The following is a 13,944-nucleotide window of genomic DNA, read 5'->3' as shown; positions in this document are numbered from 1 at the left end:
GCTCCCCGCACGACACCGACCCGCCAGGCGCAGACGGACTCCCCAGCATGTCGTCAACCGACATCACTTCCGACCGCCGCTGATCACGCCAATCCGGCAGCCCGCGCTGCCCGGAACCACGAGCTGGTCAATTCCTGCAGCGAGTCGAGTACTGCCCGAACTCGGTTCTCGTGAACAGCACCACAGCGGCTTTGTCCACGGTTGCGAGCAGCACGTGTTCACGACTCCGGGTTCTGACTCCCTTTCCGTGAGTCGGGACGTACGAACCCGAGTACCGCCCCGCACGACGTCTTGACGGCAGAAGACGTCGTGCGGGCGGACGAAGCGTCCCCGGGCACCACGACGGAGTCACGCTGCACGGGGAGCGGCCTGCTTCACTGCGGTGACGAACCTGCTGATCCGCTGATGGTCCTTGACCCCGGGGGCGGACTCGACGCCGCTGGAGACGTCGACGCCCCAGGGGCGCGCCCGAGAGATCGCCTCGCCGACGTTCTCCGGAGTGAGCCCGCCGGCGAGCAGCCAGTTTCCCCGGGGGCGGGACGTCGCGAGCAGCGACAGGTCCCACGGCTCACCGGATCCCGCGTGGGGGGAGTCGAGGAGGAGCACCTCCTCGCCGAAGGCGCCGACCCGGGTGTCGGGCCGGTCGCTCAAAGAGGTGGCCCTCCACAGTCGCGGGAAGATCGCGGCCGCAGCGGTGAAGTCCTCCTCCTGGTAGGCGGGGCCGTGCAACTGGAGCGCCCCGAAGCCAAGTTCATTGGCCGTACGGGCAGCTTCGGCAGCGGGCGTGTCATTGACCACCAGAACGGACAGGACGTTCGCCGGCACGTGTGAGGCGAGCCGCGCTGCCCGCTCCCGGTCGAGCCCGCGCACGCTGGTCCCGCTGATCACCAGACCGATGGCGTCCACCCCGGCCGTGGCCGCCACGTCGATGTCGGCGGTCGTCCCGAGCCCGCACACCTTGACGAACATCTGTCTCTCCTCTGCTGACCTTCGACACGGCTCCCCGAGCCTACTCACCCGTGACCGCCTGCGGACGCGGACTGTTGCCGGGGCAGCGGGGCAGCGGGGCAGCGGGGCAGCGGGGCAGCGGGGCAGCCGTTGCGGTTCGGCGCACGCCCGTTGGACCGCGAGGAACGCTCCTCTGACCCGATCCCGTGGCAGGACGGGAGGACGTCGACTGCGGCTCCGAAACGCGCCCTCTCAGATAACCGCTTGTTTTCCTCCGACTTGCGGGCGAACCTCGTCTGACACTTCACGAGGGCAGAGACAATGAGTACGCAGCAGCACACCGTCGACCACGAACTCATCGAGGCGGCGGCGCACGTCGCCCGCACGCGTTGCCGGGGCGACAACCACACCATGGCCGCCGCGGCACGCGCCCGGGACGGACGGATCGTCACGGCGGTCAACGCCTACCACTTCACCGGTGGTCCCTGTGCCGAGCTGGTCCTCATCGGTGCGGCGGCAGCCCAGGGAGCCCATGAACTCACCACGATCGTTGCGGTGGGCGACAGGGACCGAGGAGTGGTTCCTCCGTGCGGGCGGTGTCGTCAGGTCCTCCTCGACTACTTCCCGTCCCTCAAGGTCATCGTGGGGGAAGGCGACCGCCTCCGAACCGTCCGCATCGTCGACCTGCTGCCCGAAACCTACGTATGGGCCGATCACCAGATCGACGAGGGATAGCTGGCACCACACGGTCGGCCCCCACCGGGACGAGCGCTGCCCGGGCCGGATGGGCGGCCACAGGCCCATCGCGGCGTCACGATGCAGACCGGTCGGCGCTCCACGACACACTCCGCCGTTGCCGTCCGGGTCCGCCCGGGGACGGTGCTGCCGTGGGCGAGCCGCAGGAGTCGGTGTCCCCTTGCCTCCTCGGCAACGGAACGGGGCTTCACGCGCCGGGCGATGCCACCGGCTCTCCGTACACGCTCGAGATCAGGTCGAGCGCCTCACGCAGTCCGCCGGGACGCAGCAGCCCCCCGGCGGGGGCCGGCCCTGCCCACCCTGGCCCGGCCAGCAGGACGAGCGGCGTGGTGCGGGCGCCCCTGAGCCCGAACGAGGTGCCGGCCACGTGCCGTGCGAGGGCATGACTCGCCGTCGAGCGGGCCTGCGACCACAGGACGACCACGGCGGGCCCCGACCTGCGCACGGCGGCGTCCAGGGCCTCGGCGGGCACCGCCCCGCCGAACATCCTGGTCGGCAGCCTGCGTTCGGCCAGGCCCGCAGCGAGCGCTTCCAAGGGAAGGGTGTGGGATTCGGCCGGCACGCACGCCAGCAGCACCGGAGGCGCCTTCGCGGTCGAGGGCGTGCTCACCGCTGCTCGCCGCAGGGCCGTGGACACCTGCCACGACAGCAAGTGCTCGACCTCGACGTAGCGGTCGTCCGACGACTCCCACTTGCGGCCCACCGCATGGAGGGTCGGGACCATCACCTCTTCCCAGGCCGCGACGAGGCCGTAGTCGGAGATGACCTGTTCGAGCAGGGCCTCCATCGCCGGACTGTCCAGCCGCACCGCCGCCCTCGCCAGGCCGCGACACTCCTGCCGCACGTCACCGAGGGGCAGCCCGTTTCCCGAGCCCGGCTCGTGTCCCTCGGCGCCCGGTGCGTCCTCCGCCCCCGACGGAACCGGAGCCAGCGCCCCTTCCGCGACCGGGACCGACGTCTCTTCGCGGGGTGCGTCGGACTGCCCGAGGACGACCCGCGCGGCCTCCCCCGGAGGGATGCCGGTCGCCGTCAGACGACACATCTCCTCCAGCATCGCGATGTCCCGGGGCATCCAACGGCGATGCCTTCCCTGTGCGCGAACCGCGGGCCCGATGCCGTACCGCTGCTCCCAGGAGCGCACGGTCGTCGGTGACACGCCGAGGCGCCTGGCGACGGCCCCGGTGGTGACCCCGTGCATTGCTTCGGACATGCAGTCACTCTACGGCGCAAGAACGATGCGAGCGGGCCGTGGTCGTGCCCCTCCTGTCCGGGGCCAGGCGGTTCGAAGGGCTTGTGGGCCCGGCCGGTCTCGACGGTCCGCCGTGGGGTCCGCTTGTGGTCCGGGCGGCGCCTCAGGAGGGGGCGAGCCCGGCCAGGAGCGCCGTGATGGCGCGATCGGTGGAGTCCGCCATGTCCACGTGGTCCGGTGACAGGAGCCATTGCACCTGTAGCCCGTCCATGACGGCGATGATCGCGTTGGCCGTGTCCTCCACCGACCTGCGGTCCTGGATCTCGCCGAGCTCGCACGCCTCGTGGAGCGCCTCCACGATCGACGCGCGCAGACCCTCGTAGCGCGCACGGAAGTACTCCTGAGCGGGATGGCCCTCGGTGACGCTCTCCGCGGACAGGACCGCGTAGAGGCGTACGATTCCCTCGCGTTCGGCATTCCGGGCCACGGTGTCGACCAGGTGCCGCAGGAACGCGAGGCCGCGGGGGCGTTCGGTGCCGAACCGGTCGATGTCGCTCGCGTCGCGCAGCTCCAACACGCTGGTCAGCAACTGGGCCTTGGTGCGGAAGTAGTGCAGGACGCCGGCCTGGGTGAGCCCGGCCCGGTCGGCGATCTCCTGGAGCGAGGCGTTGTTGTAGCCGCGGTCGGCGAACGTGTCCATGGCGATCTGCAGGATGTCCCGTTGCCGCTGCTTGGCCTCCGCGCTGCGTGGCGTTCGAGGAGCCGCCTTGCGATGCGTTCTGCTTGCCGACTGGTTGCCCACCCGCGAAGCATAAGCCCCCGGTGTGGCCGGTGATCCACTTTCAAAAGGTGGGGGGAAGCCACGCTCCACATCACTTACTGAGTACTTAGTAAGTGTGCTTTCATGTGATCGTCGTCACTCCGACGCGCTGCCGTCACGGTCCGAAGGAGCCCCCGTGCCCGTTCAGCCGCCCACCCCTGCCGGTCTCCCGGGCCGTTCGGAACACGGGGGTGAAGGCCGCTGGGCAGAGCTGATCGAGGGGCTTGACCTGGCCGACAAGGTGCGCCTGTTGACCGGGGCGTCGCTGTGGGTGCTGCCGGGGGAACCGCGACTCGGACTGCATCCGGTCGTGACCTCCGACGGGCCCCAGGGGGTGAGGGGCACCGGTGAGAAGCCGAACGAAACCGGACTGCTCGCACCGGCCCCGAGCGCAACGGCCGCCACCTGGGACCCGGAGACGGCCCGTCGACTTGGCCGCCTGTTCGCCACCGAGGCCCGCCGCAAGAACGTGGACGTCGTCCTCGCACCACTGGTCACCCTGCAACGCACCCCGGTCGCCGGCCGTCACTTCGAATGCCTCTCCGAGGACCCGCTGCTGTCCGGAGTCCTCGGCGCCGCGCTCGTACGGGGCCTGCAGGAGGGCGGCGTCGCAGCCTGCCCGAAGCACTTCGTCGCCAACGACTCCGAGACGGACCGCACGCGCTACCGGGCGCGGGTCGACGCCCGCACCCTCCGCGAGGCCCATCTCGCCCCGTTCGAGCACATCCTGACCGACGCCGGGCCGTGGAGCGTCATGGGCGCCTACTCCGGACTGGACGACGGCACCGAATCCGCACCGGTCCTGGAGCACCGCCGCATCCTGCGAGGCGTCCTGAAGGACGAATGGGGCTTCGACGGGGCCGTGATCAGCGACTGGGCCGCCACACGGAGCGTCGCACCCGCGGCCAACGCCGGTCTCGACCTCGTGATGCCCGGCCCCGACGGCCCCTGGGGTGCCGCGCTCGTCGAAGCCGTCCGCCGCGGAGAAGTGGACGAGGCAACCATCGACGACAAGGTCCTGAGGCTGATGCGGCTGGCGGCCCGGGTCGGCAAGCTCACCGAGCCGTGGGGCTCCGGAGAACCGGCCCCGCCCAGGGCCGCCATCCCGACGGCGCCGATCGGAGAGGGCGACTTCGCCACCCTGCGGGAGACCCTCAACCGGGGCACCGTCCTGCTGCGCAACGAGCGGCACCTCCTGCCGCTGGACCCCTGCCGGCTCGGCACCGTCGCCCTGGTGGGGCCGAACGCAGTCCAGCCCTACCTCCAGGGCGGCGGCAGCGCCCACGTCCCCGCCGTACGCACCATCGGCTACGAGGACGGCCTGCGGGCCGCACTGCCCGAAGGGGTGACGCTCACCGTGCACCGCGGCGGCTCCTCGCGACGGCACGCCCCCTTCATCGACCCCGTCCGGCTCACCGGGCTGCACGCCGCCCATCTGGCGGCGGACGGCACGCAGCTCGGAGAGGAGGTCCGTCCCACGGGCGACTGGGGGGTCTTCCCCGTACCAGACGGAGTGACCGACGTGGTCCTGACCGGCCGCGTCACCCTGACCGAGCGGGGCACCCACACCCTGGAACTCGGCTGCTCCGGACGCTTCACCGTCGCCCTGGACCACCAGGTCGTGCACTCGGGCGAGGACGACCGGGGCGTCGAAATCGTCCTGGAGTCCCGCCACAACCACCCCGAGACCGTTCGCCACGGCGTGCGGGTCGGTTCCACACCGGTGGAGCTACACCTGAGGATCGACCTGCGGGTCATCGACGGCGAGGGCTACGGCCGCTTCGTCACGGCCCACCTGCGACACCAGCCACCCGGTCCGACGATCGAGGACGAGATCGACGAAGCCGTCCGGGCCGCACGCACGGCCGATGCCGCGATCGTGGTCATCGGCACCAACGAGGAGGTCGAATCAGAGGGTTGGGACCGTCCCGACCTGGAGCTCAGCCCCCAACAACACCGACTGGTGCGCGCGGTCTCCGCCGCCAACCCCCGTACGGTCGTCGTCGTCAACGCCGGCGCCCCGGTCCTGTTGCCCTGGGCCTCCGAAGTTCCCGCCCTGCTCTGGCACTGGCTGCCCGGTCAGGAAGCGGGGCACGCCCTGGCCGACGTGCTGTTCGGCCGTGCCGAACCCTCCGGCCGCCTGCCGTGGACACTGCCCGCCCGCGCCGCCGACGTCCCCGTCCCCGATGCCGTCCCCCTGAACGGAGTCGTCGATTACCATGAGGGGCTCCACATCGGCCACCGCGGCTACGACCACGCCGGCATCGAGCCCGCCTTTCCCTTCGGCCACGGGCTGGGGTGGACCACCTGGTCCTACGGACGGGTCGAGGCACCCGAACCGTCCGTCCCCGTTCCGTCTCCCTGCCCTGCGGGCGGGGACGGACCGTCGGTCAAGGTGACCCTGACCAACACCGGTTCCCGCCCCGGACGCGAGGTCGTCCAGGCCTACCTCGAAGCCCCCGCCGCGCCCGACGACCCGCTCAGGGTCCTGGCAGGGTTCGCCGTGGCCGAGATCGCGGCGGGCGACACCACGACGGTCACGCTGACCGTCCCGTGGCGCACCTTCCACCACTGGGACGAAGGCGCCGGGCGGTGGCGCCCGCGCGCCGGTCGCCACCGCTTGTTGATCGGTCGATCGAGCCGTGACCTGCACCTCGCCCTCGACTTCGACGTCGTGCCCGGCGCCGGGGGAGCGGGGCACGTCCTGCGTTTCATCCGCTGACGCCCGGGGCCCGTCCCCTTCCGCCCGCGCCGATCGCGCACGGGAGCCGAGCCGTTGAGCGCCGGGCCGCATGCGCCGCCGAGGCGGCCCGCCCGCCAGACGGCCGAGGCCGATCAGGCAGGAAGGAGCTGGACGATTCCCACCCACGGAAAGTTGCCCGTCCGGTGACATGCGCGAACGCTCCAGCGTCCCGCCGGCACGGGAACGTGGGCTTGCTCCGGCAGGCCTCCCTGGTCCGGGTACTCCACGGCCAGGTCGGCTCCGGCCACGGCGGAGTCCAGGAGGACCGATGCTCCACCGGTCTCCCAGACCCCACAGTCTTCCCAGTCGGCCGAGGGGTCCCCCAGGACGGCTTCGGCGGCTTCCAGGAGCTCGACGTCGGAGTCGGCGGCAAGCCATCGGAGGAAGGCGTTCTGCTCGGGGAGGTAGCAGGTCGTGGCGGGTTCGTCGGCCAACACCAACGCGGATCCCCCGGTGCCGACCTCGATGATCCCCGCCAGGCCCTCCACGTCGCATGCACGGTCGTAGTCGTCGGGAGCGTCGGTGCCGCCGACGATCACTCCTCCTTCCGTGCATCCGCCCCACTGCTCCAGTGCAGGGACCGGGACGACGATCAAGGGGCCACCCATCGACTGCACCCAAGCGAGATCGGCATGGGCGCGACGGGAAGTCTTGCGAGACGCAGGCATGTGAACACTCTGCCCCCGGCCCCCGGCGCCACCTGAAGCACCCACCCGCACGGTCCAACGTCCCAACCTCCCGGTGTTCGCCCCCGGCCCGGCCCGGCCCGGCCTTCCGGCCTTCTGCGTTTCGTGCGGAGGGGGCGCCCTTGCCTTCACACTGAACGATCGTTTAGTGTTTTGAACATGCGTTCAGCAATGAAGGGCGGCGACGACCGTACGAGTCGGGCCGTGATGCGTGACGAAGCACTGAGGCTCTTCGCGGAGTCGGGGCCGGAAGCGGTGTCCGTACGACAGATCGCCCAGGCCGCAGGAGTGTCGCCGGGACTCGTGCTGCACCACTTCGGTTCCAAGGACGGGCTGCGACAAGACGTCGACCAGTACGTGCTGACCGTCTTCGAAGCCGTGCTCGGAGAGGTCGCCGGGCCCGCTCCGGAAGCCGGAAGGACAGAGGGGGATCCACTGCGTTCGCTGGGGGAGTTGGTGCTGCGCCACCTGCCCGAGGACTCGCCCATCCCCGCCTATCTGGGGCGGCTGTTGCTGTCGGATTCCGAGGCGGGGCGGACCCTGTTCCGCCGGCTGCACGAACTCAGCCTGCACACGCTGGAGGAGATGGAGCGGGCCGGGCGGGCCGTGCAGGGCCGAGACCCACAGGTGCGGGCCGCGTTCCTGCTCGTCAACGACCTGGCGCTGCTGCTCCTGCGTCCACGTCTGACCGAAGTCCTCGGGACCGACCCGCTCTCCACGCCCGGCCTCGAACGCTGGGCGCCAGAAGTACTTGCCATCTACGGCGGGGGACTTGCCGCCGAGGAAACGGGTGATACGGCATGAAGGCAGTGATCTGTGGGGCGGGCATCGCAGGCCTTGCCCTCGCACACCGAATGGATGCCCTCGGATGGGACGTCGTGGTCTGGGAAAAGGCACCGGGCCCCCGCACCCAGGGGTACATGGTCGACTTCTTCGGGCCCGGGTACGACGCAGTCGAGGCCATGGGTCTCCTGCCGCGGCTGAAGCAACTGGCGTACCGGATCGACGAGGCGAGCTTCGTCGACGAGCGTGGGCACCGCCGCACGGGCCTCGACTACGTACAGTTCTCCCGGGCCGTCGGCGGCAGGCTGATGAGCATCATGCGGCCCGATCTGGAGAAGGTGCTGAGGGAGGCGCTCCCGCCGGCAGTGGACCTCCGTTTCGGCACCGGACCGAAGGCGGTGCAAGAGACGCCCGACGGAGTACGGGTGACCCTCGCCGACGGGACCGTCGAACGGGCCGACCTCCTGGTCGGTGCCGATGGTGTGCACTCCACCGTGCGCCGACTCGTCTTCGGCGGCGAAGCCGACTTCCTGAAGTACCGGGGGTTCCATACGACCGCATACGTCTTCGACGACCCGGAGGTCTTCGAGCAGGTGCGGGACCGCCTCTGCCTCACCGACACGGTCGACCGCCAGATGGGCCTCTACGGCCTGCGAGACGGACGGGTCGCCGCCTTCGGGGTGCACCGGGCCGGCCCCGGGAAACTTCCCCGCGACGCCCGGGAAGAGGTGCGACGTGCCTACGGAGGCCTCGGTTGGGTGGTCCCGCGGGCCCTGGAGAAGTGCCCCCCGTCCGAGGAGATGTACTACGACCAAGTGGCACAGGTCGTGACCGACCGATGGAGCCGGGGCCGTACCGTCCTGGTCGGGGACGCAGGCTACGCCGTGTCCCTGCTCGCGGGCCAGGGCGCATCGCTCGGGATCGCGGGGGCTTACGTACTGGCCGAGGAACTCGGTCGGGCGTCCTCCATCGAGGCAGGGCTCGCCGCGTACGAGGAACGCTGGCGTCCCGTGGCCGAGGAGAAGCAGGAAGCCGGGCGGGCGGCTGCCGAATGGTTCCTGCCCGCGTCCGCCGTGCGCCTGCACGTCAGGCGCACCGCCATGCGCCTGTCCGGGCTTCCAGGGGTGGGCAGGATCGTGGCCCGCTCGCTGTCCGGCAAGCCTGCGGTCCTGGCCCGGGAGGTCGAGGCAGCCGAAAAGCTCGGGACGTGACGGCGCCAAGGGCCGCGGTTCGGAGGCGCGGTGCCGGATCGGGAACCGACGGGCTCCGACCATGACGTGAGTGGACCTGACCGGTTCGGGGGTATCCGTCGAACACCGGATACCCCCGAACCGGGCGGCCTGGAGGGAACGTGGAGCGGAGGGCTTGCAGCAGCCCCCAGGACGCAGAGTGGCCGAGAAGGTCCCGCTCAGGAGCTCCTGGCGGCCAAGTCGAAGAAGTTCATCGTCCCACGTGCAGCCAACGCCTCCGAGTGGGAAGCGACTTGCTCAAAGAGCCACGGAGAGCCTTCTCGCGGCACTCTTTTCCGCACTGGCTGCGGGGAGCGAACAGCTCACACTCGTAGCGCCCCGTCTGCCCGCCTGGTCCCCGGCCTGCACAGTGTTCTCACAGGACGTAGCCACGTCATCATTCTCTGGGTCGTGTTGTCCTTGACGGGAACTGAGATGTTTCCATCGCTCGACATCTCCTGAGCCTGCTCAACCGATGTCGATACACCGGAGAGGTGGCAGTTGGTCGGGCATCGTAACGGGGGCTTGTCGCGTTTCGTGAGCGGCGTGTTTTGGTCGGACGGGCGACGTCATCTATAACCGTGCCGAGAGTGCAAGGGAGAGTTTTTTCTGCCTCGCTGTCGTTCTAGCTAGAGTCTTTGACTGCTGATTATTTGTTGGGTGGACTCTTTAATGGGTGGTGAAGAGGTCATAGGTGGAAGTGGGTTGGGTTGTGGTGAGAGTGTTGAGGGTGGGGTTGACGGTGAGGATGGCCTGGTGGAGTCGCTGTATTTGAGGGGAGGGCTCGACGCCGAGTTCGGTGATGAGGTGAGTGCGGAGCTGGTGATAGAGGGTGAGTGCGGTGGCGCGTCGCCCTGAGCGGTAGAGGGCGAGCATGGCCTGCGCGTGGAGCCCTTCGTGCTGGGGGTGGCGGGCGGTGAGTTGAGTGAGCTCGGCGAGGATTTCGGCGTGTCGGCCGAGGCGCAGATCGGCGTCGATGCGGCGTTCAGTGGTGACGAGGCGACTTTCTTCGAGGCGCATCGTTTCGATTTCCAAGATGGGGCCGACGTGGACGTCCACGAGGGCCGGTCCTTGCCAGAGGGCGAGCGCTTGTTGGAGAAGCGTGGCTGCTTTCTCGTCATTTCCTTCCTCGAACGCTTGGTGCCCTTGGCGGGCGAGCTGTTCGTAGGTGTGGACGTCGATGGAATCTGTGGGCAACTGAAGGAGGTAGCCGCCGTGTCGGGTGGCGAGTATTTCTTTGGCGAGGTTGGGGTTGTGGGGGCCGATGGCGGTGTTCAGCCTTCTTCGGACCTGGAGTATGTAGGACTGGAGGGTGGTGAGAGCGCTGTGGGGCGGTTGGGTCCCCCAGATCTCTTCCATGAGCGTGGTGACGGGCACGACACGTCCGGGGTAGAGCGCGAGGAGCGCCAGGATTTGTCGCGGCTTCCGGGCGGTTGGAACGATCGAGACGTCGTTGATTTCTGCGTTCAGCGGTCCTAGAACCTGAATCTTCATCGTGCTCTCCGTCGCCGTGATCGAGTTTTGCGGTTTTCTGTCTCGGTTCGTTCGAGGTGCAGGTCTAACGCTTCCCTTGGAGAGCCTTCGCGAATTTTGAAGGCTTATTGCGCGTTTTTCTGGAGCTCTCAAGCGGTGTGGTTCTCATGAAAACTATTTGGCGCCCCGCCGTGCGCGGCACCGCATGCTGATCGACCGGGGCTCACGAAAGGCCTCGTCCCCGTGAAAGAGGCCGCCTGCTGCCACCTACAGTGAACACAGACGGTTTGAACGGAAGTCGTTTTGGTGCGGCGGATTCTTCCCGTCCCGATTCGTTTCGGCTCGTACCGTCCCACGTAGCCCAGCCCCGGCTGGCCCCGACTCGACACGCCCTGGTCTTGCCCGTCCAGGTGGGTGCCGTTCCGTATCGGTCCTCTCCGGACCGCAGGCGTGCTCTGCTTTAGACGTGAGCGAGTTGATGGGGTTTGACCGGAGGCGTGGTGAGGATGGCTCGTTGGAGCCGCTGGAGGGGGGCGGAAGGTTCGAGGCCCAGGTCGCGTACGAGCGTGTTGCGTAGGTGCTGGTAGGCGGCAAGTGCTTCTTGGCGTCGGCCCGAGCGGTGCAGTGCGATCATGAACTGACCGTGGAGGCTCTCGTGGGTCCGATAGCGGTTGGTGAGCACGCCGAGTTCGGCCAGTAGTTCTCGGTGGCGCCCCAGCGCGAGGTCAGCCTCGATGCGCTGGTCCAGAGCGCAGAGTCGATTCTCTTCCAACCGGCGTTTTTCTGGATCGAGTTGCGTGCCGCTGTGGACGTCGGCGAAGGCGGGGCCGGTCCATAGGGCGAGTGCTTGTCTCAGGATGCGCGCGGCGGTGGGGAAATCTCCGGCGTCCATTGCCCGGTAGCCTCGCCCGGCGATTCGGTCGAACTCCCTCGCATCGCTGGAGCCTTGACTTCCGTTGAGCAGGTAGCCCCCGGGCAGGGTGACCAAGACGTCCTTCGCGGTGCGCGGAAAGGCGCCCCGACTCCCCTCGTCACGTCGGCCCGCTGCGTCTTCTTGCTGCAGGGCGGCGGAGATGAGCGCGCGGATCTGGAGCACGTACGTCTGCAGGGTGGTGCGGGCACTGCGCGGCGGCTTGGTGGCCCATAGCTCGTCGATCAGCGAGGGTACGGAGACGGGCTGGTCTACGTGGAGGGCTAAGAGGGCTAGGACCTGTCGGGGTTTGGGCGCGGTGGGGGTGATGGACCGCCCGTTCTCCCGTACCGACAGTGGGCCCAGTACCTCAATGTCCACGCTGAACTCCCCCTGGTACCCGGTTGGTTTGGTCCTTGCGCTCGGGCCCCGCTAGTAAAAAACAGGACCGATGGTTTGTCAATAGAAGACCAACTGTGCTGTTTTGGCTTCTCTGTGCCTTCGTGTCGTTAGAGGAAAAAGCTGCTCTGAGCTGGTCTTTTCTTCGATCAGGCAGGGCTGACCCAGCCCCTGCGGGGCGCTTCTGCTGCGCTTGCTGTCTTACAGGGTGGTAGCGCGGGAGCGAAGAGGGTCTTAAACAGACCAGTCGGTTTGGTGTCGGAGCGCCCTCCGGGTCATGGTGGTGGCTTGTTCTGTGCCGTCGTCTGGTGTCTCGGTGGGTGCAGGGGCGTGGGTCGCCCTGATGGCATGGGTGGCGCCGGACCGTGCTGGCGAGGGCAGCCACCCTGCCGAATGCCTCGAGACACCCGTGGTCTGGTGGGGTGGCTGTCCGGTACTGCCGGGCAAGGCTCGTGTGAACCACGTGAACACCAGAGTCAGGTCGGGCGGGACGGGCCATCCGTTGATGACTGAGGGCATGCGCCAGTAGCCCCCCGCAGGTGTAGCCGGCGGTCTCCAGGCGTCTCGGCAGCCAATGGCGCAGGCCGGCCGTCGTCGGCCCGGATGAAGGTCTGCGCATGGCGGGCGGCGAGCGCGTCGGCGAGGGGTCGTAGTAGGACCGGATCGTCTTGACCCTCAGTCCGGTCTGTCGGGCCAAGTCGCCGACAGCGAAGAGCGAGTTGCCGTCCGTGCCGGTCCCCTTGCGTGTCCCTTAAGAGGACCCAACACAATGAGGCGGTCACCAGCAGGCGACGCACTGGGTGAGGTCTTCGGACAGGAAGATCGTGAAACGTCTCCGTGTTCCGGTGACGGTCGCCAGGTAGACCGGAGCGGTTCCTGCGGCTTGGAGTCCGGCGATGGCTTCGACAAGTCCGGGCCGAGGTGTGACGCCCGTGTCGAGCATGACTTCGTGCCGCCAGGACCAGATATTCCAGAGCCGTTGCGCAGAAGCCGTTTGGTTCGAGAAGACCTCGCAGTCCGCGCCTGCCTCCAGCTCGGCCAGGGCTGTGCGTGCAGAGACGCTGCCATGCTGGGACAGCGCGGATTGCAGGGCGTCTCGGTTCATGCGATCAGTTTGCCGGGCCGGTCTGTCGACGTGGAGTGAGTGCCGGTCAGGTCAAGAACAGCACGTGGCGGCGGATGATCAGGCAGCAGGCGAGCTTGAGGAAGGCTTCGTGGAGGTCGGCCCGTCGTTCCTGGCGGATGCGGAGCCGGGGCTTGACCCAAGGCCGGGAAGTTGACGAACACCCATTTCACACAAGGGGTGTTGATGTAGAACAACGGACCTCGTTGGTACAGGCAGTCGACCAAGACAGCTTGTACGTGAGGAGCTCCGTTGCAGGTTCGTCTTGCCTTGCCGTCCGCGCTGACGGCCATCACCCGTACCGTGGCCGCGGGCCGGTTCGCGCCGGGCCATCCGGGAGAGCCGACCGTCGTGGTGCCGTTCGAGCTCGTCGACGCGGTGCTGGCCGAGACGTGGACGGTGCAGCGGCGGCTGAGTGATCTACCGTTCCGGGTCGGGGTGCACTTCCTGCTCGCGATGTGTCTGTTCCCCGAGGTCGGCTACCGGCTGGTCTGGGACAAGCTGACCGGCGGCCTGGCCGGGATACCGGTGGCCTCGCCGAGCGCGAAGGCCCTGCGTAACCCGCGCCGCAGGCTGGGGCTGCGCCGCTGTGGGCTCTGTCCGAGGTACTTGCAGGTCCGCTGGCCCGCCCGACGCCGCCGGGGGTGCGGTTCGGTGCCTACCGCACGGTGTCGCTCCACGGCTGCAGCTCGGCGCGGGTGCCCGACTCGCCGCGCAACCGGGCCCGACTTCGGGTGCTTGGGGAGGGTGTTGTTGCCCTGTTGAAGTCTTGGTGGTTGCTCCGGTGGGCTAGTACTCCAGTGCGGTTTTGTGATCTACCCGGTGGGTTCGTTGGCGGACCGTCGTTGGTAGTGGCTTTGTCGGGCTGTTGCCTGGTGGCGTCTG

The 13,944-nt window shown here is 68.6% G+C and carries 11 protein-coding genes and 1 pseudogene; 5 read left to right on the top strand and 7 right to left on the bottom strand.

The annotated features are described in order from the left end of the window. Positions 1-348: 348 nt before the first annotated feature. Entirely contained in the window at positions 349-969 is a 621-nt protein-coding gene (locus ACFW22_RS12670; RefSeq protein ID WP_386402256.1) for a phosphoribosylanthranilate isomerase, read from the bottom strand. Positions 970-1,269: 300 nt separating this feature from the next. Here ACFW22_RS12670 and ACFW22_RS12665 point away from each other — a divergent pair, with 300 nt between their 5' ends. After that, on the top strand, positions 1,270-1,683 hold the full coding sequence (locus ACFW22_RS12665; RefSeq protein WP_386402253.1) for a cytidine deaminase: 414 nt from the start codon (positions 1,270-1,272) through the stop codon (positions 1,681-1,683). Positions 1,684-1,891: 208 nt separating this feature from the next. On the opposite strand, the gene ACFW22_RS12660 is transcribed toward ACFW22_RS12665, so the two are convergent. Both ACFW22_RS12660 and ACFW22_RS12655 read right to left on the bottom strand, forming a co-directional pair. Further along, complete coding sequence (locus ACFW22_RS12660) at positions 1,892-2,914, bottom strand: MerR family transcriptional regulator (protein ID WP_386402250.1); 1,023 nt, start codon at positions 2,912-2,914, stop codon at positions 1,892-1,894. A 142-nt stretch (positions 2,915-3,056) separates the two neighbouring features. Beyond that, on the bottom strand, positions 3,057-3,695 hold the full coding sequence (locus ACFW22_RS12655) for a TetR family transcriptional regulator (RefSeq protein ID WP_386402247.1): 639 nt from the start codon (positions 3,693-3,695) through the stop codon (positions 3,057-3,059). Positions 3,696-3,849: 154 nt separating this feature from the next. Between ACFW22_RS12655 and ACFW22_RS12650 the strand changes: the two genes are divergently transcribed. Continuing rightward, on the top strand, positions 3,850-6,435 hold the full coding sequence (locus tag ACFW22_RS12650; RefSeq protein WP_386402244.1) for a beta-glucosidase: 2,586 nt from the start codon (positions 3,850-3,852) through the stop codon (positions 6,433-6,435). A 113-nt stretch (positions 6,436-6,548) separates the two neighbouring features. Here ACFW22_RS12650 and ACFW22_RS12645 read toward each other — a convergent pair whose 3' ends face one another. Then, complete coding sequence (locus tag ACFW22_RS12645) at positions 6,549-7,124, bottom strand: Imm21 family immunity protein (protein WP_386402241.1); 576 nt, start codon at positions 7,122-7,124, stop codon at positions 6,549-6,551. A gap of 177 nt (positions 7,125-7,301) precedes the next feature. Between ACFW22_RS12645 and ACFW22_RS12640 the strand changes: the two genes are divergently transcribed. Together ACFW22_RS12640 and ACFW22_RS12635 are read left to right on the top strand one after the other, a co-directional pair. Then, a complete protein-coding gene (locus ACFW22_RS12640; RefSeq protein WP_386402238.1) occupies positions 7,302-7,946 on the top strand; it encodes a TetR/AcrR family transcriptional regulator in 645 nt (214 codons plus the stop codon). Beyond that, a complete protein-coding gene (locus ACFW22_RS12635) occupies positions 7,943-9,136 on the top strand; it encodes an FAD-dependent monooxygenase (protein WP_386402235.1) in 1,194 nt (397 codons plus the stop codon). The genes ACFW22_RS12640 and ACFW22_RS12635 overlap by 4 nt, the downstream gene beginning before the upstream one ends. A 687-nt stretch (positions 9,137-9,823) precedes the next feature. Here ACFW22_RS12635 and ACFW22_RS12630 read toward each other — a convergent pair. The 3 genes from ACFW22_RS12630 to ACFW22_RS12620 form a co-directional block, all read right to left on the bottom strand. Beyond that, positions 9,824-10,648 carry a BTAD domain-containing putative transcriptional regulator gene (locus ACFW22_RS12630; protein ID WP_386402232.1) on the bottom strand — a complete coding sequence of 275 codons (825 nt, stop codon included), beginning with the start codon at positions 10,646-10,648 and terminating at the stop codon, positions 9,824-9,826. Between the two features lie 439 nt (positions 10,649-11,087). Then, the gene (locus tag ACFW22_RS12625) at positions 11,088-11,918 is read right to left on the bottom strand and encodes a BTAD domain-containing putative transcriptional regulator (protein WP_386402229.1); all 831 of its coding nucleotides are present in this window, start codon (positions 11,916-11,918) and stop codon (positions 11,088-11,090) included. A 796-nt stretch (positions 11,919-12,714) separates the two neighbouring features. Further along, positions 12,715-13,041 carry a hypothetical protein gene (locus ACFW22_RS12620; RefSeq protein ID WP_386402226.1) on the bottom strand — a complete coding sequence of 109 codons (327 nt, stop codon included), beginning with the start codon at positions 13,039-13,041 and terminating at the stop codon, positions 12,715-12,717. Between the two features lie 288 nt (positions 13,042-13,329). Here ACFW22_RS12620 and ACFW22_RS12615 point away from each other — a divergent pair. Continuing rightward, positions 13,330-13,775, top strand: a pseudogene (locus tag ACFW22_RS12615) (transposase domain-containing protein); the annotation flags it as partial. Positions 13,776-13,944 lie beyond the last annotated feature (169 nt).

The organism is Streptomyces sp. NPDC058872, from assembly GCF_042743065.1.
Classification (GTDB): Bacteria; Actinomycetota; Actinomycetes; order Streptomycetales; family Streptomycetaceae; genus Streptomyces.
This window is presented reverse-complemented; position numbering and strand designations above follow the sequence as displayed.

Coding starts and splice junctions, on each gene's coding strand:
- ACFW22_RS12665 (WP_386402253.1), top strand. CDS start 1,270: ATGAGTACGCAGCAGCACACCGTCGACCACGAACTCATCGAGGCGGCG.
- ACFW22_RS12620 (WP_386402226.1), bottom strand. CDS start 13,041: ATGAACCGAGACGCCCTGCAATCCGCGCTGTCCCAGCATGGCAGCGTC.
- ACFW22_RS12635 (WP_386402235.1), top strand. CDS start 7,943: ATGAAGGCAGTGATCTGTGGGGCGGGCATCGCAGGCCTTGCCCTCGCA.
- ACFW22_RS12670 (WP_386402256.1), bottom strand. CDS start 969: ATGTTCGTCAAGGTGTGCGGGCTCGGGACGACCGCCGACATCGACGTG.
- ACFW22_RS12645 (WP_386402241.1), bottom strand. CDS start 7,124: ATGCCTGCGTCTCGCAAGACTTCCCGTCGCGCCCATGCCGATCTCGCT.
- ACFW22_RS12660 (WP_386402250.1), bottom strand. CDS start 2,914: ATGTCCGAAGCAATGCACGGGGTCACCACCGGGGCCGTCGCCAGGCGC.
- ACFW22_RS12640 (WP_386402238.1), top strand. CDS start 7,302: ATGCGTTCAGCAATGAAGGGCGGCGACGACCGTACGAGTCGGGCCGTG.
- ACFW22_RS12630 (WP_386402232.1), bottom strand. CDS start 10,648: ATGAAGATTCAGGTTCTAGGACCGCTGAACGCAGAAATCAACGACGTC.